This window comes from uncultured Flavobacterium sp., assembly GCF_963975005.1.
In the GTDB taxonomy this organism is placed as follows: Bacteria; Bacteroidota; Bacteroidia; order Flavobacteriales; family Flavobacteriaceae; genus Flavobacterium.
The window spans coordinates 1-20,772 of the sequence record NZ_CAXBFR010000046.1; the positions used below are offsets into that span (position 1 = coordinate 1).

At 30.7% G+C, this 20,772-nt stretch carries 21 protein-coding genes and 1 pseudogene; 11 read left to right on the plus strand and 11 right to left on the minus strand.

Annotated features, from left to right (window positions below):
• Positions 1–138: 138 nt before the first annotated feature.
• Positions 139–711, minus strand: a pseudogene (locus AACZ53_RS07340) (fatty acid desaturase); the annotation flags it as partial.
• Positions 712–879: 168 nt separating this feature from the next.
• Between AACZ53_RS07340 and rsmG the strand changes: the two are divergent.
• The gene (gene rsmG / locus AACZ53_RS07345; RefSeq protein WP_339836499.1) at positions 880–1,509 is read left to right on the plus strand and encodes a 16S rRNA (guanine(527)-N(7))-methyltransferase RsmG; all 630 of its coding nucleotides are present in this window, start codon (positions 880–882) and stop codon (positions 1,507–1,509) included.
• Between the two features lie 19 nt (positions 1,510–1,528).
• On the opposite strand, the gene AACZ53_RS07350 is transcribed toward rsmG, so the two are convergent.
• The 6 genes from AACZ53_RS07350 to AACZ53_RS07375 form a co-directional block, all read right to left on the minus strand.
• Positions 1,529–2,017 carry a TlpA disulfide reductase family protein gene (locus tag AACZ53_RS07350; RefSeq protein WP_339836501.1) on the minus strand — a complete coding sequence of 163 codons (489 nt, stop codon included), beginning with the start codon at positions 2,015–2,017 and terminating at the stop codon, positions 1,529–1,531.
• Entirely contained in the window at positions 2,014–2,871 is an 858-nt protein-coding gene (locus AACZ53_RS07355) for a hypothetical protein (protein WP_339836503.1), read from the minus strand. The genes AACZ53_RS07350 and AACZ53_RS07355 overlap by 4 nt, the downstream gene beginning before the upstream one ends.
• Positions 2,872–2,961: 90 nt before the next feature.
• Positions 2,962–4,590, minus strand: coding sequence for an L-glutamate gamma-semialdehyde dehydrogenase (gene pruA, locus AACZ53_RS07360; protein WP_339836506.1), 1,629 nt, complete (start codon positions 4,588–4,590; stop codon positions 2,962–2,964).
• Positions 4,591–4,729: 139 nt separating this feature from the next.
• On the minus strand, positions 4,730–5,116 hold the full coding sequence (gene apaG / locus AACZ53_RS07365) for a Co2+/Mg2+ efflux protein ApaG (RefSeq protein ID WP_339836508.1): 387 nt from the start codon (positions 5,114–5,116) through the stop codon (positions 4,730–4,732).
• Positions 5,117–5,120: 4 nt separating this feature from the next.
• Positions 5,121–6,182, minus strand: coding sequence for a DUF3667 domain-containing protein (locus AACZ53_RS07370; RefSeq protein ID WP_339836511.1), 1,062 nt, complete (start codon positions 6,180–6,182; stop codon positions 5,121–5,123).
• Entirely contained in the window at positions 6,182–7,435 is a 1,254-nt protein-coding gene (locus tag AACZ53_RS07375) for a DUF5103 domain-containing protein (protein WP_339836514.1), read from the minus strand. Before AACZ53_RS07375 ends, AACZ53_RS07370 begins: the two co-directional genes overlap by 1 nt.
• A 196-nt stretch (positions 7,436–7,631) precedes the next feature.
• On the opposite strand from AACZ53_RS07375, the gene AACZ53_RS07380 reads away from it, so the two are divergent.
• From AACZ53_RS07380 to AACZ53_RS07415, 8 genes are all read left to right on the plus strand, one after another.
• Entirely contained in the window at positions 7,632–8,981 is a 1,350-nt protein-coding gene (locus tag AACZ53_RS07380) for a Na(+)-translocating NADH-quinone reductase subunit A (protein WP_339836516.1), read from the plus strand.
• A gap of 2 nt (positions 8,982–8,983) precedes the next feature.
• Complete coding sequence (locus AACZ53_RS07385) at positions 8,984–10,141, plus strand: NADH:ubiquinone reductase (Na(+)-transporting) subunit B (protein ID WP_339836518.1); 1,158 nt, start codon at positions 8,984–8,986, stop codon at positions 10,139–10,141.
• A 2-nt stretch (positions 10,142–10,143) separates the two neighbouring features.
• Positions 10,144–10,836, plus strand: coding sequence for an NADH:ubiquinone reductase (Na(+)-transporting) subunit C (gene nqrC / locus AACZ53_RS07390; RefSeq protein ID WP_339836521.1), 693 nt, complete (start codon positions 10,144–10,146; stop codon positions 10,834–10,836).
• A 3-nt stretch (positions 10,837–10,839) separates the two neighbouring features.
• Complete coding sequence (locus AACZ53_RS07395; protein WP_339836524.1) at positions 10,840–11,493, plus strand: NADH:ubiquinone reductase (Na(+)-transporting) subunit D; 654 nt, start codon at positions 10,840–10,842, stop codon at positions 11,491–11,493.
• Between the two features lie 29 nt (positions 11,494–11,522).
• Positions 11,523–12,140, plus strand: a complete 618-nt coding sequence (gene nqrE / locus AACZ53_RS07400) for an NADH:ubiquinone reductase (Na(+)-transporting) subunit E (RefSeq protein ID WP_339836527.1) — start codon at positions 11,523–11,525, stop codon at positions 12,138–12,140.
• A gap of 18 nt (positions 12,141–12,158) precedes the next feature.
• Complete coding sequence (gene nqrF / locus AACZ53_RS07405; RefSeq protein WP_339836530.1) at positions 12,159–13,445, plus strand: NADH:ubiquinone reductase (Na(+)-transporting) subunit F; 1,287 nt, start codon at positions 12,159–12,161, stop codon at positions 13,443–13,445.
• A 96-nt stretch (positions 13,446–13,541) separates the two neighbouring features.
• A complete protein-coding gene (locus AACZ53_RS07410; RefSeq protein WP_339836533.1) occupies positions 13,542–13,904 on the plus strand; it encodes a Na(+)-translocating NADH-quinone reductase subunit F in 363 nt (120 codons plus the stop codon).
• Positions 13,882–14,895, plus strand: a complete 1,014-nt coding sequence (locus AACZ53_RS07415) for an FAD:protein FMN transferase (protein WP_339836536.1) — start codon at positions 13,882–13,884, stop codon at positions 14,893–14,895. Before AACZ53_RS07410 ends, AACZ53_RS07415 begins: the two co-directional genes overlap by 23 nt.
• Position 14,896: 1 nt before the next feature.
• Here AACZ53_RS07415 and AACZ53_RS07420 read toward each other — a convergent pair whose 3' ends face one another.
• Positions 14,897–15,667: a methyltransferase domain-containing protein gene (locus tag AACZ53_RS07420; protein ID WP_339836538.1), complete on the minus strand. Its 771-nt coding sequence runs from the start codon at positions 15,665–15,667 to the stop codon at positions 14,897–14,899.
• An 86-nt stretch (positions 15,668–15,753) separates the two neighbouring features.
• Positions 15,754–16,572: a type I methionyl aminopeptidase gene (map, locus tag AACZ53_RS07425; RefSeq protein ID WP_339836541.1), complete on the minus strand. Its 819-nt coding sequence runs from the start codon at positions 16,570–16,572 to the stop codon at positions 15,754–15,756.
• A 330-nt stretch (positions 16,573–16,902) separates the two neighbouring features.
• Here map and AACZ53_RS07430 point away from each other — a divergent pair, with 330 nt between their 5' ends.
• Positions 16,903–18,177 carry an acetyl-CoA hydrolase/transferase C-terminal domain-containing protein gene (locus tag AACZ53_RS07430; protein ID WP_339836543.1) on the plus strand — a complete coding sequence of 425 codons (1,275 nt, stop codon included), beginning with the start codon at positions 16,903–16,905 and terminating at the stop codon, positions 18,175–18,177.
• 121 nt (positions 18,178–18,298) lie between these two features.
• Positions 18,299–18,649 (plus strand): RNA-binding protein, encoded by a 351-nt coding sequence (locus tag AACZ53_RS07435; RefSeq protein ID WP_026718257.1) that lies wholly within the window; start codon positions 18,299–18,301, stop codon positions 18,647–18,649.
• Between the two features lie 203 nt (positions 18,650–18,852).
• On the opposite strand, the gene AACZ53_RS07440 is transcribed toward AACZ53_RS07435, so the two are convergent.
• Positions 18,853–20,241, minus strand: coding sequence for a TolC family protein (locus tag AACZ53_RS07440; RefSeq protein ID WP_339836547.1), 1,389 nt, complete (start codon positions 20,239–20,241; stop codon positions 18,853–18,855).
• 2 nt (positions 20,242–20,243) lie between these two features.
• A partial coding sequence (locus AACZ53_RS07445; RefSeq protein WP_339836550.1) for an HlyD family efflux transporter periplasmic adaptor subunit occupies positions 20,244–20,772 on the minus strand: 529 nt, incomplete at its 5' end.

The following is a 20,772-nucleotide window of genomic DNA, read 5'->3' on the forward strand; positions in this document are numbered from 1 at the left end:
AATTTATTTCTGGTGTTTCTCCTTTATCTAGAAAAGATTTTATTTTACCTTCATATAATGATTGTAAGAATTGAGTGTTTATCCATATATTACCCATTGCAAAATCATTGTCCTTAGCAGTGGCACACCATTTACTATTTTTAAATAACGCTTCATTTGAAGGAAATCAGTTGTGATTGCCCAGTTGAACGTTAATAAACCGTATAAAAAAACAGAATAAATATGTTGAAATTTGTGAAAGTATTTCCAATCCGCTTGCTTTGTAAAACGCATTACTCTACCTGCGTCTAAATCTTCATCATGACCGTGAATGTTAGTATAAGTATGATGCAAAACATTGTGTTGTACTTGCCAATTGTAAACATTTCCAGCTAAGATATAAATGCTTCCACCCATGATTTTGTTTAACCATCCTTTAGATGAATATGAACCGTGATTTCCATCGTGCATTACGTTCATTCCAACACCAGCCATTCCAATTCCAATAACAATGTTTACTAAAAGATAAGCCCAAATTGGCATTTGCATCGTCAATAAGAAAAAATAAGGTGCTAAGAAAATGGTAAACATTACAATTGTTTTTAAATGTAACTTCCAGTTTCCAGTTTTTTGTATTTTATTTTCTTTGAAATATTCATTAACTCTCTTGTTTAAAGTTCTAAAGAACTTCATAGAGTCGTTATTTGAAAATGTTGGTGAATTTGTATTCATTTATTTTGTATTAATTTATTTTTTTGTAATCTGATACTAAATTATTTAAGTTTACAGACTAGTGTGTATTCTTATTTTATACAAAGATAATTATTAAATTTTGTATTGATTACTAAACATTTGTTATTTTGTTCACTAAAATAGGTATTTTTGTTAAAAATTAAAAAAATGGAAGAAATAATTCGTCAGTTTCCAAACTTAACTCCAATTCAAATCGAACAATTTGAAAAACTACAAGCCTTATATGAAGATTGGAACTCTAAAATAAATGTGATTTCTAGAAAAGATATAGACGAACTGTATACTAGACATATTCTACATTCTCTTGGAATAGCTAAAGTTCAGCAGTTTGAAAAAGGAACTTATATTTTAGATGTTGGAACTGGTGGTGGTTTTCCTGGAATTCCATTAGCGATTTTATTTCCTGAGACTCGTTTTTATTTGATTGATGTTATTGCTAAAAAAATAAAAGTAGTTAATGAAGTGGCAACAGCTTTAGGTTTGCAAAACGTAAAAGCAGAACAAATGCGTGCCGAAAACGTAAAAGGTGATTTTGACTTTATCGTAAGTAGAGCCGTTACGAATATGCCTGATTTTGTAAGTTGGGTTAAAGATAAAATCAAAAAACAAAACAAACACGAACTCAAAAACGGAATTTTATATTTAAAAGGTGGAGATTTAACCAAAGAATTAGAAGGTTTTCCAAAAGCTACTGAATATAATTTATCAAATTATTTTAAAGAAGATTTTTTTGAAACTAAAAAAGTGGTGCATTTGCCTTTGAAGTTTAAAGCTTAATAGATAAGTGTAATTAACTTTATTCATTTAGATATTTGTTTAATTCCTTAATTAATTTGCTTTCTTGAGATGGACTTGGTGCATTTGAATTTACCATTTCTCCATTTTTATTAAAGATAATATAATGAGGGATTGCATTTATTTTATCTAATTCTTTATAACCTGTATCATTAATTAATTCATACATTAAGTAATTTTCTTCAATAACACCATCTTTTTCAATAGCTTCTGCACACTTAATTTTTTCACCTTCTATTGAAATATAAATAAATGAAACAGACTTATCTTTAAAATATTCTTTAATACCTTTCATTTTTTTAATTTCTTTACGACAAGGCTTGCACCAACTTGCCCAAAAATCTAAATATATGACACTTCCTTTATGTGAGTCAATAATTTTTTGCAAAGAAGCTCTATTTGGATAAACAAATTTTTTTTCTGTTTCCTTTTCTTGTGAATAGATTGAATTACAAAATACAATCAAAAATAGTACTATTATTTTTTTCATTTTATTATTTTTATACCAAAATTATAAATAAACGTTTTTATTAATTCCCATTCTTCTTTATTATTTTCTTTTCTTAAAGTATAATTTTTTTTATGGTTAATTATTCTTAAATATTTAAAGCTAGGTCCTACATTATATTTAAAGCCTTTTTTTACATAAAATTCAGCAGATAAAGTTTCAATAGACACAAAAATTCCTGAGATTGGAAAATCAATATCATATTCAGATATATCTATTTCTAAATTATTGTTTTTCTCTTTTTGAATAATAATGCTTTTATTTAACAGTCTTTTGCAAGGTAACTTGCTAATTGAATCAATAGAATATAAATTTACTTTAAATGGCATCATTAAATTTTTTTTATTTACCCAATGACCTTTTTTTAATTCAATTATTATAGACTTAATTTTTGCAATTTTTTTATCTTCATTCGTTAAAAATGTTGCGTATTCAGATTCTAATTTTGTAGACCATCCTTTATAAAACCCAAATTCAGATAAGATACTGTTTGGAGGAAATACAGTTTTTACAATTTTTTTTTCATTTGTTTTAGTTAAAATTATTTCATTTAATGATTCTATCTTATCTTTTAAAAAAATCGTATCAATATTGATGAAATTTTCTAACTCTATTTTTTCAAAAATTAAATGTTTTACTTTTACCTCTTTGTTAATGTCTTTATCTTTTATAAATATAATACCTTCCTCATTCGATATGTATTTTACAGTGTCATTTATTAAAATAGCAACATTAAGTATAGGCTTTTTATTTTCTTTGTCTATTACTAATATTTTTTTTTGAGCAAAAATAATATTTGAAAAAAGTAAAATAAAAACTAAAAGTTTTAAATTCATAGATTGGTAAGTTAGAAATTCAAATATATAAAAAAAGAGATTCTAAATTTAGAATCTCTTTTTTTATATATCAAACTTCTTGCTTAAAAATTATTCCCCTAAAAAAGGATATCTATAATCTTCTGGTGTAACGAAAGTTTCTTTAATTGTTCTTGGTGAAACCCAACGTAGTAAGTTTTGCATAGAACCAGCTTTGTCGTTGGTTCCTGAAGCTCTTGCTCCACCGAATGGTTGCATTCCAACAACTGCTCCGGTTGGCTTGTCGTTGATGTAGAAATTTCCAGCTGCATTTTCTAAAGCTTTTGTTGCTTCTAAAGTTGCATATCTATCTTGACTAAAGATAGCTCCAGTTAAAGCATATTCTGAAGTTTCATCCACTAATTTTAAGGTTTCCGACCATTTTGCATCTTCATATACATAAATTGTAATTACTGGTCCAAAAAGTTCTGTTTCCATTGTAGCATACTTTGGATTTGTTGTTACAATAACTGTTGGCTCAATAAAATAACCTTTAGATTTATCGTAATTTCCACCTACTAAAATTTCAGCATCACTATCTTTTTTAGCTTGGTCAATAAAACTAGCTAGTTTGTCAAATGAACCTTCATGAATAACAGCTGTAATGAAGTTTCCAAAATCTTCTGGTGAACCCATTTTCATAGATTTTACATCAGAAACTAATTGTTCTTTAACTGCTGGCCACATACTTTGAGGAATGTAAGCTCTAGAAGCTGCCGAACATTTTTGTCCTTGAAATTCGAAAGAACCACGAACAATCCCAGTTGTTACTTGTTTTGGATTAGCTGATGGATGGGCAACGATGAAATCTTTTCCACCTGTTTCTCCAACTATTCTAGGGTACGTTTTATATGTATGAATATTGTTTCCAATTTTCTTGTAAATTTCTTTGAAAACATAAGTTGAACCTGTGTAATGAACTCCAGCAAAATCCGGATGATCAAAAATAGTGTCAGAAATCATAACTGGATCTCCAAATACAACATTAATAACTCCATCAGGAACTCCAGCTTCTTTGAAAATATCAATAATGATTTTTGCAGAAAAAACTTGACTATCACTTGGTTTCCAAACAACAGTATTTCCCATTAATGCTGCACTTGCAGGTAAATTTGCAGCAATAGCCGTAAAGTTAAAAGGAGTAATTGCATATACAAACCCTTCTAATGGACGATATTCCACTTTGTTCCAAACATCAGAATTTGACGTTGGTTGGTCGTTATAAATTTGTGTCATGAATTCTACGTTGTAACGTAAAAAGTCAATCAACTCACATGAAGCATCAATTTCTGCTTGAAAAATATTTTTAGATTGTGCAATCATTGTTGCTGCATTAATTCTAGCTCTATATGGACCAGCAATTAATTCAGCTGCTTTTAAAAAGATGGCTGCTCTGTGCTCCCATGGCATTTGAGACCATTTTTTTCTAGCTTCTAATGCAGATGCGATAGCTTCGTCTACATGAGATTTTTCAGCTAAATGATATTTCCCTACAATATGTTGGTGATCGTGAGGAGCTGACATTGTTTTTGTATTGTCAGTTCGAACTTCTTCAGAACCAATATACATAGGAACATCTATAGTTTCGTTCCACATTTTCTTATAAGCTGCTAAAACAGCTGCTTTTTCTGGAGAATTTGGAGCGTAAGATTTTACGGGTTCGTTAACCGCTTTTGGGACATGAAAGAATCCTTTTGGCATAATATAGTTATTAGATTGTTAGAATTTTGTGAAATTTCACTACTATTTTTGTAGAAAAATTAGTTGAATGCAAAAATACAAATGATTTTTCAAAAAGTATGTTAGAAAAGATACAAATTATTTTGAGATCGAATCTCAACTAATTTAATGCAAAAGTTGCACTTAGTTTAAAAGTGGGAATTTCAACTTTAAAACTTCTTGTTGTAGTGAAATTAATCATATTAAAATGACCTTTCATGGCTCCAATTGGAGAAGTTAATAAACAGCCTGAAGAGTAAATGTGAGATTCACCTGGTTTTAGAACTGGTTTTTTTCCAACAACACCTTCTCCATCTACAGTTTCTTTTTTGTTCAAAGAGTCAAAAATCTCCCAATGACGTGAGTTTAGTTGTACAGAATCTTTACTTTGGTTTTCAATAGTAATCTGATAAGAAAAAGCAAAATGAATCTTGTAGTTCTTGAAGTAAGTGCCTTCAAAACTAGTCAAAACTGAAATTTTAATACCTCTTGTTATTTGAGTTACCATTTTTTTAGAATAAAAGAATTCCTATAAACATCATTATTGTTGCTGAAATCAATAAAAACAATCCGAATAATGGATTCAAAATTACAAATTTTAAAATGGTTTTCCAACGACTTTGTTGGTAAAAATTTCTTAAAGATTTATAGAAATAAATTGGGAAAAATATTAGAAAACATAAAGCGGACATTATATTTGATAAATTTGGACTAATTAAATCAATCAAATTGAATACAATCATACAAATAAACATAAAGGTAAAGTAAGTGTATGAAAACACTAAATGTTCCGTATAGTTAATTTTTTTTCTAATGTAAACTAGCCAAAATATGATTGTGATTATAGGGAGACTCAAGAAGATTAAGAATGGAAGTTTTTGATAGAAATAATCTAGTATTTCTTTATTGACATCATCTGTTTTTAATAATTTAGCTTTATTGAATAAGAATTTATTTATTCTTGAGTTTTCAAATTTTAATTCCTTTAAGCTTTCATCTGTGTTTTTTTCAGGGTTTTTGGTGTGATAATTTTTAAAAGAGGATAATCTGTAAAATTGTCCGTTTTGATTTTTGTTTAGTTCTTTTTCAGTATAAATAGAATCTTTACTGTAATTAATTTTTTTTGATTTATCTACTGATTCTAAATCAAGTTTAACGAGGTCGGTTTCTAACTTTATGCTATCATTGCTAATATCATTTTTTTGTTCAAGGTTTTTATTGTTGTTAATATTAATATCTGTTGAATCATCTGAGCTTAAATTAAAAGTAATAAACAAAACAATAGAAACGCTCAAAAAAAAACGAAAAGGATTTGCATATTTTTGACGCTTTCCTTCGTTAAATTCTTTGGCTAAAATTCCTGGTTCTGTAAATATTGAAATAATTGAATTTCTTAAACGTGAATCGTAAGCATAAAAATTAGATAAAAATTCTTCAAAAAAATCTTTAATTGTTAATTTTTTGGTCGAATTTAATTGTCCACATTGATGGCAATATTTTTCGCTAATGTCTAATGCTGTTTCACAGTTTAAACATTTTGTTCCTCTATATTGTCTTAATTTTTTTTTGGACATTAATTTTTAATAACTTTTGATGTAGTTGATCCGTTTCCTATTACTCTATCATATCTATCATTATTTCCTCTGTAGTAAACTATGATGTTGTATTGGTTTTCTGTTTGAGAGAAGTTTCCGTCAATGGCGTTTTCGCTATCAACTTTTCCGTTTTTGTCTGTTAAAGTATATTCGAAATTTACAAAACCTTGTTTTATTAAAATTGCTTTTTCATAGAAGCCACTTTCTTTGTTGTATTCCATTTTGTATTCATCTATTTTGGCATAGTTGTTAAACATTCCGCCAACGTAAATGTTGTTATTTGTAAATGTCGTTGCTGCGTCTAACGTAAAATAAACCCAAGTGTAATCAGCTTGAATGGATGAGTTTTCCGCTCCTCTATTATAAATTAAAAACCTTCCGTTTATATCTGGAAAATAGGTGTAAATCTTGTTTTTTCTTTCATGATTTACATAAAGATGAGTGTTGTAAATGTCTCCAGCAGTATATTTTAAGACAGAGTTACTTGTTGCTCTTATAGTGCTGTTTTCATAATTCCAAAATTCATTTCCACCCCAAAATTGGGTTTCTTCATTGTATCTGTAAATCAATTCATTACCAATTGTGTATTGAGGTGCGATGTTGTGTTTTGCTGTGTCCCATTTGGCATTTTGAAAAATACTTATTTTAATATTTTGCTTCGGATTTTGATAAATTGTTTCTCCTAAATTTATGGTGAAGTCCAAGTTTTGTTTTTCTTGAACAGTTTGAATATTTCTGGATTTTCTTACAATTGCTGGTACAGAAACAATGTCTTCATAAATGATGAATTTTCTCGAAAAAACAATTTCTTTTTCATCATTAAACACCTTTACAATATAATTTCCGCTTTTTGTAATTTGATTAAAACGATTTGGAAATGTTTGAACGTAATGTGAATACAGTTGCAAAGTGTTGAACGAATTTTCATATGTCATAATGCGTTGGTTGTCCATTCCTTGTAAATATTCAACTTTTGCTAAGTTAGTTGGTTTCCAGTCGTAACTATATTGTGTAATTGTGTAGTAGTAATCTGCTTCATTCCCAAATAAATCATCAAACTGTAGTTCAAAACCATCACCTAATCTAAAGAATGGAGTTGCAACAGAGTCTCTTTGGTGAAATGAAACAGCTTTAATATTATAGGGTGGAATAACTTCTTGTTCAATTGGTGATTGAGAAAAAGCACTAGTAAAACCTGTTATAATCAATAATAAGGTGAGTAATTTTGTCATGAAACTATGTATAGTATTGTGTAAATTTAGTAAATCTAAAAATAACTTTGCAATAATTATGCTTGAATCCTAAAAAACAATTATTTAGAATTGTTTTAAATAGCAAAATCACATGGTTAAATATTTGGTAAGCATATTGGTAAATGATTAAATTTGCTCGTTTTATAAAATAGTACTAACCATATCTTCAATAAACATGTCAAAAGACATTCGAATTAAAAAAGGTTTAGACCTTAAATTGAAGGGTAATGCAGAAAAATTAGTTTCTGTAGTTTCCCGCTCGAAAGTCTATGCTATTAATCCTTCTGATTTTCACGGAATGACACCAAAAATGGTTGTTAAGGAAGGGGTAAAAGTTAAAGCAGGTGAAATAATTTTCTACTCAAAAAATGATGAGTCAGTAAAGTTTGTTTCTCCAGTTAGTGGAACAATCCAAGAAATCACACGTGGTGATAAAAGAGTTATTTTACAAATTCTTATCACTGCAGATTCTCAAGATATTCACTTAGAGCATAGCAAAAAGAACCCAAAAGATTTAACTTCACAAGAAGTAAAAGAACAATTGTTAGCTTCAGGTTGTTGGCCATTTATCAATCAACGTCCTTATGATGTTATTGCTAATTCAGCAGACACACCAAAAGCAATTTTTGTTTCTGCTTTTGCTTCAGCACCTTTAGCTGCAGATGTTGATTTCGTTTTAGAAAATAAAACAGAAGCATTTCAAGCAGGAATTGACGCATTAGCAAAATTGACTTCCGGAAAAGTTCATTTATCGGTAAAAGGTAAAGGAAAAGCTGCGATAGAAAATGTTAGTGGTGCTTCAATACACAAAGTATATGGGCCACATCCAGCAGGAAATGTTGGTGTTCAGATTTCTAAAATTGATCCTATTAATGCTGGTGATCGAGTTTGGACAGTAGCTCCTCAAGATGTCGCAATTATTGGAGAATTTTTCTTAACCGGAAAATTTAATGCATCGAAAACTATTGCGCTTTCGGGTTCAGAAGTTAAAGATCCACAGTATTATACAATTATTTCGGGCGCTCAAATTAACGATTTAGTAGATGGAAAAATTAAAGGAGATAACGTTAGAATTATTTCTGGAGATATTTTTACAGGTAATAAAGTTGCTTATAAAGGATTTCTAGGTTTTTATAGCAATACTGTAACTGTTATTCCTGAAGGTGATCAATATAGAATGTTTGGATGGATGCCATTTGCAAGCCCAAGTATTCATAGTGCTCAACGTACAGGTTTGTCATGGTTAATGCCTGGAAAAAAATATGCTCCTAATACTAATTTAAATGGAGAGGAAAGAGCTTTAGTTGTTACAGGTGAAATGGAAAATGTAATGCCACTGGATATTTATCCAATGCAATTATTGAAAGCTTGTATCGCAAATGATATAGATAAAATGGAGAATCTTGGAATATATGAAGTAGCTCCAGAAGATTTTGCATTGATTGATTATACTAACACATCTAAATTAGAAGCTCAAGTGATTATTCGTAAAGCTTTAAATTTAATGATAAAAGAAGTAGGATAGATATGAAATTTTTAAGAGATAAAATAGATCAAATTAAAAAGCCTTTTGGTAAAGGTGAGAAGTTTGAAAAATTTGCACCAGCTATTAATGCATTAGATACATTTTTATACGTGCCTAATCATACTACGCACAAAGGTGCTCATATTCGTGATGCGGTAGATTTGAAGAGAACAATGATTACTGTGATTTTAGCATTAGTTCCAGCTTTGATTTTTGGAATGTACAACGCAGGATTACAACATTTTTCTCAAATCGAAGGTTCTGATATGACATTTATGCCATTATTCTTATTTGGATTATGGAAAATATTACCAATGATTATTGTTTCTTACGGAGTTGGTTTAGCTATCGAATTCGTATTTGCAATATATAGAGGTCACGAAGTTAATGAAGGTTACTTAGTAACTGGTTTATTGATTCCGATGATTATGCCGATTGATTTGCCCTTATGGATGTTAGCGCTTTCTGTAGTGTTCGCAGTTGTAATTGGTAAAGAAGCTTTTGGAGGTACAGGAATGAATATATTAAATCCTGCACTTGTAGCAAGAGCATTTGCATTCTTTGCTTATCCTACATTTATGTCAGGTGATAAAGTTTGGGTTGCCGATGCGACTACTGTCGATGGAATTTCAGGAGAAACTATCTTAGGTAAATTAGCTGCAGGTAAAGAAGTTGGTTACAATACAATGGATATGTTTGGAGGTTATATTCCAGGTTCTGTTGCAGAAACGTCAACTTTATGGATTCTTGTTGGAGCTGCAATTTTGATTATTACAGGTGTAGCCAGTTGGAGAATTATAGTGAGCGGATTTATTGGAGCTGCAATTATGGCGCTTGGATTTGAAGCTTGGGGAGCAAATGCTCTCATGAACTTTGGACTTAATCATTTAGTTGTTGGAGGATTAGCCTTTGGTGTTGTTTTTATGGCAACTGACCCGGTCTCTGGAGCTCAGACTAATACAGGAAAAGTAATTTATGGATTTTTAATTGGTGTTTTTGGAATACTAATTAGAGTTTTTAATCCTGCTTATCCTGAAGGAATAATGTTAGCAATATTATTGTTAAATGTTTTTGCTCCTACTATTGATCATTATGTAATTCAATCTAATGTTAACAGAAGAAAGAAAAGAGCTGCTGTTAACCAACTTAAAACCGTTTAATCATGGATAGAAATAGTAATGGATATACATTTTTGTTTGCCGGAATTATGGTTATCGTTGTTGGAGCTTTATTAGCTTTTACTGCGACTTCCTTAAAACCTGCACAAGATGAAAATGTAAAGAAAGAAAAAATGCAAAACATTCTTGCTTCGGTAGGAGTTGATGTAGATAGAGAAGCTGCAACTGCAAAGTTTGGTGATGTTGTTAAACAACAACTTTCATTAAGTGAAGATGGTTCAGTAAAGCCAGATATTAATGCATTTAACGTAGACTTAAAAGAAGAATTAGCAAAACCTGTAGACAAACAAACTTATCCTTTATATGTTGCAGAACAAGATGGGGAAAGTTTTTACATCATCCCTTTGAGAGGTGCTGGTTTATGGGATGCAATTTGGGGTTATGTTGCCTTAGATTCTGACATGAATACTGTAAAAGGTACTGTGTTTGATCACAAAGGGGAAACTCCAGGTCTAGGAGCAGAAATTACCCAAAAATGGTTTCAAGATCGTTTTGTAGGTAAAAAAATTAGAAATGAATCAGGTAAAATTGTTGGTGTTGAAGTTGTAAAAGCAAATGCTACTCCAAATGATGTTGATGCAATTTCTGGAGCTACTATTACAAGTAATGGTGTTTCAGAAATGATTGCAGAGAGATTAGCACATTACCAAGGATATTTTGATAAATTAAAAAAATAAGTCATGGCAGAAAAAAATAGTATTAAATCTTTATTGGTTGATCCATTAGACGACAATAATCCGATTACGGTTCAAGTATTGGGTATTTGTTCTGCACTTGCAATTACAGTTCAATTAAAGCCAGCTATTGTAATGGCATTGTCAGTAATGGTTGTTACGGGTTTTAGTAACTTAATAGTTTCTTTGATGAGAAACTTAATCCCTAATCGTATTCGTATTATTGTTCAATTAGTAGTTGTTGCAGCTTTGGTAATTCTGGTTGACCAAGTGTTAAAAGCATATGCATATGATGTTAGTAAGCAATTATCAGTATTCGTAGGATTAATTATTACCAACTGTATTGTAATGGGGCGTTTAGAAGCTTTCGCTTTAGCAAATCCTCCAGGAAAAGCATTTGTTGATGGAATTGGAAACGGTTTAGGATATGGTGTAATTTTAGTAATGGTAGCTTTCTTTAGAGAGTTATTAGGTTCTGGTAAATTATTCGGAATTGAAATTCTTGGACATAAAGGTGCAACTATTGCAGATTCAACAGGATTATACGCAATGGGATATGAAAACAATGGATTGATGTTGTTGTCACCAATGGCCTTGATTGTAGTAGGGCTTATTATTTGGGCTCAACGTGCAAGAAACCGTAAATTAATAGAAAACTAATATAGCTTAGCTATTAAAAAAATATAAAAATGCAAGAATTAGCAAGTTTATTTGTAAAAAGTATCTTCATTGAAAATATGATTTTCGCGTATTTTCTTGGAATGTGTTCTTACTTAGCAGTATCAAAGACTGTTAAGACAGCCGTTGGGTTAGGAGTTGCCGTAGTATTTGTATTAGCAATTACAGTTCCAATTAACTATTTATTAGATAACTATCTTTTAAAACCAGGAGCATTAGCATGGTTAGGAAGTGATTATGCTTCAATAGACTTAAGTTTCTTAAGTTTTATTATGTTTATTGCTGTAATCGCCTCTATGGTTCAGTTAGTAGAAATGGTAGTAGAAAAATTTGCTCCAGCCTTATATAGTGCTTTGGGTATTTTCTTGCCGTTAATTGCTGTGAACTGTGCTATTTTAGGAGGTTCGTTGTTTATGCAGCAAAAAGCATTTACAGGAATTTCACAAGCAATAACTTATGGTTTTGGGTCAGGAATTGGATGGCTTTTAGCTATTGTTGCAATTGCTGCTATTAGAGAAAAAATAACTTATTCAAATGTACCAGCTCCATTAAAAGGATTAGGAATTACTTTCATAATCACTGGATTAATGGCACTTGGTTTTATGAGTTTTATGGGTATTAAAATATAATCAGAAAAAGATAAGATTATGGAAATAGTATTAAGTGTATTAGTTTTTTTAACAATAGTATTCCTTTTAGTGGGAATGTTGTTAGGTGCAAAAGCAAAATTATTACCTTCAGGGCCAGTTCATATTAAAATTAATGGCGAAAGTAATATTGAAGTTGAATCAGGAAGTACTTTGTTGTCTACATTAGGAAACAATAAAATCTTCTTACCATCAGCATGTGGTGGGGGTGGAACATGTATTCAATGTAAATGTATCGTTACTGAAGGAGGTGGAGAAGCTTTACCTACAGAGGTGCCGCATTTTTCTAGAAAAGAACTAGCTGAAGGTTGGAGACTTGGTTGTCAAGTTAAAGTTAAGAATGATATGGTTATCGAAGTTCCAGAAGAAGTATTTGGAATTAAAAAATTCGAAGCTAAAGTTTATTCAAACTACAATGTTGCATCATTCATAAAAGAATTCGTAGTTGAATTACCAGACGATATGCATTATGAAGCAGGTGGATATATTCAAATTGAAATTCCTGAATGTGAAATTAAATTTGCTGATATAGATATTACTGCTCACCCAGAAGAACATCCTGGTGATCCAGAAAAGTTTAAAGCTGAATGGGATAAATTTAATTTATGGCCATTAGTAATGAATAATAATGAGTTGGTTGAAAGAGCTTATTCAATGGCTTCTTATCCAGCAGAAGGAAGAAAAATTATGCTAAACGTTCGTGTAGCTACTCCACCATGGGATAGAAATATTAACGGATGGGCAAAAGTAAATCCTGGTGTTGCATCTTCATATATTTTTTCAAGAAAAACAGGTGATCCAGTTGTAGTTTCAGGTCCTTATGGTGAATTCTTTATCAATGAATCTGAATCTGAAATGTTATATGTAGGTGGTGGAGCTGGTATGGCGCCAATGCGTTCTCATTTATATCACTTATTCCGTACTATTAAAACGGGAAGAAAAGTTACTTATTGGTATGGTGGACGTTCTAAAAGAGAGTTGTTTTATACCGATCACTTTAGAGCTTTAGAGAAAGACTTTCCTAACTTTAAATTCTATTTAGCACTTTCAGAACCGCAGCCTGAAGATAATTGGAAAATAAAAGAATCTATTGAAGGTGAAGGGGATGGGTTTGTTGGTTTTATTCATAATGTAGTAATTGATAATTATTTATCTAAACACGAAGAGCCAGAAGATATTGAATTATATTTCTGTGGACCACCAATGATGAACCAAGCTGTGCAAAAAATGGGTGAAGACTTTGGTTTAGATCCAGACAATATTAGATTTGATGACTTTGGAGGATAATCTAAAAAACACAAAACCGATTCAGAAATGAGTCGGTTTTTTTTATTTTATGATTTGTTCTAAATTTTACATTTTCAATTTTATTATCTTTGCTTTATGGAAGAACTTTCAGAACAAGAATTACATCAAATCGCCATGAATCATGTAGGTAAAGACCTTGAAAAAAAAGGGTTTGAATTCATTGCAATCAATAGCCAACTAAAAAAACATCCTCAATTTATTTGTGTTGATACGCAAAACACATTACATTTTGTGATGGTTCAAGCGGTTCCGTACCCAATAAATCCAGATGAACCCAATTTATTATTTATAGAGACTTTTTTAAGTCATGCCAAAAAGAAAAATGCTAAAGTCTTATTTGCGGGAGTTGGAATAGCAAATGCAGAAGATTTTGAAAAACCAGTTTACACCTCATCAGATTACATCATCAATTATAATGGATATAAAGAAATTATTTAGTTTTTTAGGTTTGATTTTAATTTTCGTTTCTTGTAAAAAAGACGAACCATCATTTCAAATTATTCAAGGAGAAGCACAAGGGAGTACTTACAATATAAAATATATTGCTAATGAAGAATTAGTTTCGAAAGTACAAATTGACTCTTTATTACTAGCTTTTGACATATCTCTTTCGACCTATCGTGATGATTCAAAGATTTCTAAAATTAATGATGGTGATTCAACTGTAATTGTAGACGATTTTTTTGTGGAAACATTCAAAGCATCCAATCAAATTTTTAAAGAAGCAGATGGCCTTTTTGACCCAACAATTGGCGTTTTAGTGAATGCTTATGGTTTTGGGCCAAGTCATCAAAGAAAAGATTTAAATCAGACACAAGTTGATAGTTTATTGAATTTTGTAGGATTTGATAAAGTAAAATTAAATGCAAACAAAACCATTTCAAAACTTCACAAAGAAACCTATTTCGACTTTAATGCAATTGCACAAGGGTATTCAGTAGATGTTGTCGCAGATTTCTTAAAATCAAAAGGAATTGAAAACGGAATTGTAGAAATTGGCGGAGAATTACTAGGTTTTGGAAAGAACACAATCAATAATAAAAATTGGATTATTGGAATTGATGACCCATTACAAAGTTCTGATGAAAGAACTTTAATTGCTAAAATTAAAATTGAAAATCTAGGAATGGCGACTTCAGGTAATTACAGAAAAGTTGTTACAGATTCTATTACTGGTGAAAAATTTGTTCATACCATAAATCCAAAAACAGGAAAACCTCAAAAAGGAAATGTTTTAAGTGCAACTGTTTTAGCGCCAACTTGTATTATGGCTGACGGTTATGCAACTGCTTTTATGGTTTTGGATATTAAACAAGGAATTGAATTTGCTCAAAAACATAAGGATTTACATGTACTGTTGATTTATCGTGATGAAAATAACAAAGTGCAACAATTTAAAACAGAAAATTTCAAGCGTTTGGTTCAATAAATTACTTATAACAAACTGGGATAATTTCTCCTTTGGCTAAACAATATTTTTTCACTAATTTAGGTGAAATCGTATTAGTATAATCAACTTCTTCAACCTTAAAGCCAATACTTCTTAACTTGTCAAAATAATCTCTTCCGTAAACGCGTACATGATCGTATTGACCAAAGATTTTTGCGCGTTCTTTCTGATTAGTAATTGTATCATCTGAAAAAGTAACCTCACGAGATAAATCTTGAGGAATCTGAAAAACACCCATTCCGCCAGGTTTTAAAACCCGATATAATTCTTGCATCGCTTTAGTATCGTCAGGAATATGTTCCAAAACATGATTACACAAAACGATATCATAGTGATTATCTTCAAAAGGTAAATCACAAATATCTGCTTTTACATCTGCTAAAGGTGAAAGTAAATCAGTTGTAGTATATTCAATGTTTGATTGTTTTTTAAAACGCTTGTAAAATTCTTGTTCAGGAGCAAAATGCAAGACTTTTAATTTGGTTTCAGAACTAAAAAAGGGGGTTTCGTTCTGCAAATAAAGCCACAACAAACGATGTCTCTCTAAAGAAAGTGTACTCGGTGATAAAACATTATTTCGTTGTGTTCCATAACCATAGGGTAAAAACATGCTAAAACTTTTTCCGTCGATTGGATCTGTGAAACGATTTCCTTTCAGTAAAAAAGCTAAAATTGGTCGAACCACAATACTTAATCTTATTAAGATAGGTCTAGGAATAGTATTAAGAATGAATTTGAATATTTTTTTCATGGTTTTTTCAAACATATAAATCACATAAGTTTTAAGAGTTAATAGATAAAACTTAAATGACTTATATGGTTTGGATTAATAGTAGCTTATAGTACTAAAGCTTTCTGACGCAATCCATCTTCTTCGTTACTCACAATTCCTAAAGCTGCATAAATATATGCAAACGTAGAAAGTAACTCTGGTTTTCCATCAACAATTGCAACATCATGTTCAAAATGAGCACTAGGTTTATTGTCAGCTGTAGTAATTGTCCAACCGTCTTTATGTTGTTTGATGTTTTTTGTACCTAAATTAATCATAGGTTCGATAGCAATCACCATTCCATTTACTAATTTTTTTCCACGACCACGTTTTCCGTAATTAGGAACTTCTGGGTCTTCGTGCATCATTCTTCCTAAACCATGTCCACATAATTCACGAACCACACCATAGCCATGAGCTTCACAATATACTTGAACAGCATTTCCAATATCTTCTACACGATTTCCTACTTTAGTAGCTCTAACGCCTTCGTATAATGATTCTTTTGTAATTTGTAGTAGCTTTTTTGTTGCTTCATCCACTTCACCTACTTCAAAAGTATACGCATGGTCACCATAAAAGCCGTTTTTCAAAGCTCCACAATCTACCGAAATAATGTCACCATTAACCAACGGAGTATTATTGGGAATTCCATGTACTACTTGTGTATTTGGGCTCATGCATAAACTATTTGGAAATCCATACATCCCAAGAAAACCAGGTTCTGCGCCATGATCTCTAATGAATTCTTCGGCTAATTTGTCTAAATATAAAGTGGTTACACCAGGTTTGATTTCCTTTGCAATCATACCAAGAGTTTTAGAAACGATTAACGCACTTTCACGCATTATTTCAATTTCTTCAAGGGTTTTTATAATTATCATATTCTAAATTTAATATGTAGTTATTTATTGTTTTAAAAGGTCACATTGAATGTCATGAGGGAATATAAATTTATATTTATGTTTTGTAAATCATAACTATTTCAGAAATGCAAAAGTACAATTTTCTATTCAATTTATTTTTGCCTTTTTTTTGAAGCTATTTCCAGCTGTCCGCTATATCTTTTTTGTATCGTTATAAGGACGATACAAAAAAGGATGCCGTTACCATCTGGGCTAGGACTATAAACATTTAACAACTATTCGTTAAAGATGAGGAATATCATATTGTAACAATATTTTAGCAATTATCTTTGTGTAAAATTATTAGGTATGTCAAAATATGTCACAGCAGCAGAAGCTGCAAAAGTTGTAAAATCTGGAGATAGAGTATATTTGCAAGCAGCTGCAGCAACTCCAACTATACTAGCAAATGCATTAACAGAAAGAGCTTCAGAATTAAGAAATATAGAAATTTGTCATTTACATACTGAAGGAGAAGCCCGTTATGCAAATCCAGAATTGAGGGAAAGTTTTCATGTAAATTCTTTTTTCATTGGTGCAAATGTTCGTCACACGTTAAAAGCAGGAAATGGTTCATATACACCTGTTTTTTTAAGTGAATTGCCCAGGTTGTTTAGGAAAAATGTATTGCCTTTAGATATTGCTTTTATTCATGTTTCTCCACCAGATAGACATGGGTATTGTTCTTTAGGGGTTTCTGTAGAAGCTTCAATTGCGGCTATTGAAATGGCTAAAATAGTTGTTGCACAAGTTAATCCTCAAATGCCAAGAACTTTTGGAGATGGAATTCTTCATGAATCTGAAATTGATTTTCTTGTAGATGTAAATGTCCCAATATATGGTCATGATGTTGTTCCGTTTACACCTGTGGAGGAAAAAATAGGTAGTTATATTGCATCATTAATAGAAAATAAAAGCACCCTTCAAATGGGTATTGGATCTATTCCAAATGCAGCTTTGAGTAAATTGACAAATCATAAGGACTTAGGCTTGCATACAGAAATGTTTTCTGATGGAGTCATAGATTTAATAGAAAAAGATATTATCAATTGTAATTATAAAGGAACATTAAGAGGCAAAGCATTGGCAACTTTTTTAATGGGTTCAAAGCGATTATATGATTTTGTTAATGATAATCCGTTTATAGAGATGAGAGAATCTTCAACGGTAAATGATACTGTCAGAATTCGCAAAAATCCAAAAATGGTAGCCATTAATTCGGCAATTGAAGTAGATTTAACGGGTCAAGTTTGTGCAGATTCCATTGGTAGTAGAATGTATTCGGGAGTTGGTGGTCAAATGGATTTTATCCGTGGAGCATCATTAAGTGAAGGAGGAAAAGCTATTATTGCATTACCATCAATTACAAAAAGGGGTGAAAGTAGAATTGTTCCGTTTTTAAAACAAGGAGCAGGAGTAGTTACAACGCGTTCGCATGTCCAATATATAATTACAGAATATGGAATTGCCGATTTATATGGAAAAACATTAAAACAAAGAATAAAAGAGTTGGTTAGAATTGCACATCCAACTCATCAAGAAAGAATAGAAAGGGAGTATTATGAAATGGTAAATTGCATGTAATTCAAATGATTACAAATTAATAAATAAAAATATTCATATAAATATTTTAAAAAATAAAGTAGGATAAATGATTTTTGTATTATTTAAAAGATTATCTTTGTGCCAATAAAACAATTTTTAGATGAACATTTTCGTAGGAAGTCTTCCATTCAGTATTGAGGAAGCAGATTTAAGAGGTTATTTTGAAGAGTATGGTGCTGTTGATTCAGTAAAAATCATTTCTGATAAATTCACAGGTAGAAGTAAAGGATTTGGTTTCGTAGAGATGCCAAATGATGAAGAAGCTCAAAAAGCAATTGATGAGTTAAACGGAGGTTCAATTGATGGAAGAACTATTGTAGTTAACAAATCAGAGCCAAAACCAGAAGGAGAAAGAAGAAGCTTTAACAATAACCGCGGTGGAAACACAGGTGGTGGTGGAAGAGGTGGTTATAACGACAGAGACAACAATAGAGGTGGAGGTCGTTTTTAATATTTCTTTTAAAAACAAAGAAAAATCCCGATGTAAATCGGGATTTTTTTTGCTTAAAAATGCCTTCGACAAGCTCAGGCTGACATCTCGGATTTAAATTGGTAACTTTTTAAATTTAGAAATAATAGATTCATATTTACATATTATTAATTAATTAAATAATTGTCACACTGAGCTTGTTGAAGTACTTTTATTTTTTAATCCTATAAATTAGGATTTGCAATCGTTTTATACAAATTAACAATAGAATTATAGAATTCATTTTCTAATTTTAGCACATTAATTTGTGAGCTAACTAAGCTATTTTCTCTAGAATTTATTAAAAATATTGAGCTTTCACCTAAAGTAAATAGACGTTCTTCTCCAGAAAGCATAGTGTTATAGCTTTCAACTAATTCTGTATTTATACTTATTTGTTTTTCTAAAGAAGTAATTTCAACCTGTTGTGCTTCAATTTTATTTTTCAAACTAACGCGTTCTGATGCTAGCGTAAATTCAGAATCTTGTACTTTTAATTTAGCTAATTTTAGTTTGGCTCTTTCTTTTCGTAAAAAGATTGGGAATGAAAAATTTACACCGACCTTATAATCTTCAAATCTATAGTTATCAAAAGCACTAGGTTCGGAAATGTAATTGTAACTTAAATCTAATTTGGGTAACAACATGTTTGCACTTAATTTTTGTTCTGTTTTTAAAATATCAATTTTTGTAGATAAAGCATTTATTTTTGGATGATTGTTGATTTCAAAATTAATTAAATTATTAATTTCTAAAGTTTCCTTAATTGTATTTGAGAGTGTCATTTCTGGCAGTAGATTTTCATCCAACTCTATTGGAACGTTATTTTCTAACCACAAATAATTAGACAAATCTAACCTGGATTTTTGTAATTTTAATTTTGAACTTTCTAAATTTAATCTTCTAGATTTTACTGTTATTCCTGCTTCTGTGCTATCAATTGCAGGTTTGTCTCCTTGCTCAATTAATTTTAAAACACCCTTGTAACGTGTTATAGCATTTTTTAAATAATCTTCATAAAGTACAACTTCGCTAAAGTTTTTCTTCCATTCAAAATAAGCTAAAGAGGCTTTGTGTAAAACGTCAGTGGCTTCTATATTTCTTTCAGCTTCATTTACAGTTTGTTGTAATTTGGCATTTTTTAAATCAGCCATTCTTTGATTTATGAATAAACCTTGACCTATTGGAACGGTTATTCCTAATGAAGTTAGACCACTATTTGGCAAAGTCATGTCTGGATTAACATAAATTCCTTCGTTATTATCAAATGCTGCTTTTATTTCTATACCGTACCAAGTTGGTATTTTAAAACTTCCATTAAAAATAGAATAGTAATTTTTGTCTGAAAATTGTTTTTCATTGTATTCAGCTTCCAATTTTGGATCAAACGCACCACGTGATTGCATTAATAAAGCTTGTGCTTCATTCAATTTTAAATTAGCTTGTTTTACTAAAGGGTGAAACTTTTTTACATAACCTAAATATTCATTATATGAAAACTCTTTTAAATTCTTTTCTTGTGCAAATAAAAAACTTGTAAAGAACAGTACTAGGTAAATAATTTTTTTGTTCATTGTTATTTTTTTTCTGTAATTGATTTTTCTGTGATGTAATAATTTGGAGGGAAACCATTTAGTGTTCTCCAAATCTCAAACCAAATTGGAACAGAATCTAATAATGCAATGGTTTGTGTTCCTGCTCCAATACTTAATTTTTTAGGCCATTCTTTTTCAGAAGCATCAGGTGCTATTAGTACTCTGTATTTTCCGTTTTCACTAATGAAATTCTCTTTAGCTACAATTATGCCACCAAATGTTCCATAAGATGCACCAGGCCAACCACTAAACACGATTGAAGGCCAACCGTCAAACCAAACTCTGACCTTTTCACCTTTATTGATTAATGGGAAATCTACTGGTGAAATATAAGTTTCAACCGCAATATCAAAATTTGAAGGCATTATACTAACAACAGGTGTTCCTTCTTTAATAGTTTCTCCTAATCCTGATTGTAAAGCTCTATTGATATATCCGTTTTGAGGGGCAAGTATATAATACATGCCATTTCTAATTTGATAATTAGTATACTGATTTTTTAGTTTATTA

Excerpts from the sequence above, each read along its gene's own strand:
- rsmG (WP_339836499.1), top strand. The coding sequence starts at position 880 with ATGGAAGAAATAATTCGTCAGTTTCCAAACTTAACTCCAATTCAAATC.
- AACZ53_RS07350 (WP_339836501.1), bottom strand. The coding sequence starts at position 2,017 with ATGAAAAAAATAATAGTACTATTTTTGATTGTATTTTGTAATTCAATC.
- AACZ53_RS07355 (WP_339836503.1), bottom strand. The coding sequence starts at position 2,871 with ATGAATTTAAAACTTTTAGTTTTTATTTTACTTTTTTCAAATATTATT.
- pruA (WP_339836506.1), bottom strand. The coding sequence starts at position 4,590 with ATGCCAAAAGGATTCTTTCATGTCCCAAAAGCGGTTAACGAACCCGTA.
- apaG (WP_339836508.1), bottom strand. The coding sequence starts at position 5,116 with ATGGTAACTCAAATAACAAGAGGTATTAAAATTTCAGTTTTGACTAGT.
- AACZ53_RS07370 (WP_339836511.1), bottom strand. The coding sequence starts at position 6,182 with ATGTCCAAAAAAAAATTAAGACAATATAGAGGAACAAAATGTTTAAAC.
- AACZ53_RS07375 (WP_339836514.1), bottom strand. The coding sequence starts at position 7,435 with ATGACAAAATTACTCACCTTATTATTGATTATAACAGGTTTTACTAGT.
- AACZ53_RS07380 (WP_339836516.1), top strand. The coding sequence starts at position 7,632 with ATGTCAAAAGACATTCGAATTAAAAAAGGTTTAGACCTTAAATTGAAG.
- AACZ53_RS07385 (WP_339836518.1), top strand. The coding sequence starts at position 8,984 with ATGAAATTTTTAAGAGATAAAATAGATCAAATTAAAAAGCCTTTTGGT.
- nqrC (WP_339836521.1), top strand. The coding sequence starts at position 10,144 with ATGGATAGAAATAGTAATGGATATACATTTTTGTTTGCCGGAATTATG.
- AACZ53_RS07395 (WP_339836524.1), top strand. The coding sequence starts at position 10,840 with ATGGCAGAAAAAAATAGTATTAAATCTTTATTGGTTGATCCATTAGAC.
- nqrE (WP_339836527.1), top strand. The coding sequence starts at position 11,523 with ATGCAAGAATTAGCAAGTTTATTTGTAAAAAGTATCTTCATTGAAAAT.
- nqrF (WP_339836530.1), top strand. The coding sequence starts at position 12,159 with ATGGAAATAGTATTAAGTGTATTAGTTTTTTTAACAATAGTATTCCTT.
- AACZ53_RS07410 (WP_339836533.1), top strand. The coding sequence starts at position 13,542 with ATGGAAGAACTTTCAGAACAAGAATTACATCAAATCGCCATGAATCAT.
- AACZ53_RS07415 (WP_339836536.1), top strand. The coding sequence starts at position 13,882 with ATGGATATAAAGAAATTATTTAGTTTTTTAGGTTTGATTTTAATTTTC.
- AACZ53_RS07420 (WP_339836538.1), bottom strand. The coding sequence starts at position 15,667 with ATGAAAAAAATATTCAAATTCATTCTTAATACTATTCCTAGACCTATC.
- map (WP_339836541.1), bottom strand. The coding sequence starts at position 16,572 with ATGATAATTATAAAAACCCTTGAAGAAATTGAAATAATGCGTGAAAGT.
- AACZ53_RS07430 (WP_339836543.1), top strand. The coding sequence starts at position 16,903 with ATGTCAAAATATGTCACAGCAGCAGAAGCTGCAAAAGTTGTAAAATCT.
- AACZ53_RS07435 (WP_026718257.1), top strand. The coding sequence starts at position 18,299 with ATGAACATTTTCGTAGGAAGTCTTCCATTCAGTATTGAGGAAGCAGAT.
- AACZ53_RS07440 (WP_339836547.1), bottom strand. The coding sequence starts at position 20,241 with ATGAACAAAAAAATTATTTACCTAGTACTGTTCTTTACAAGTTTTTTA.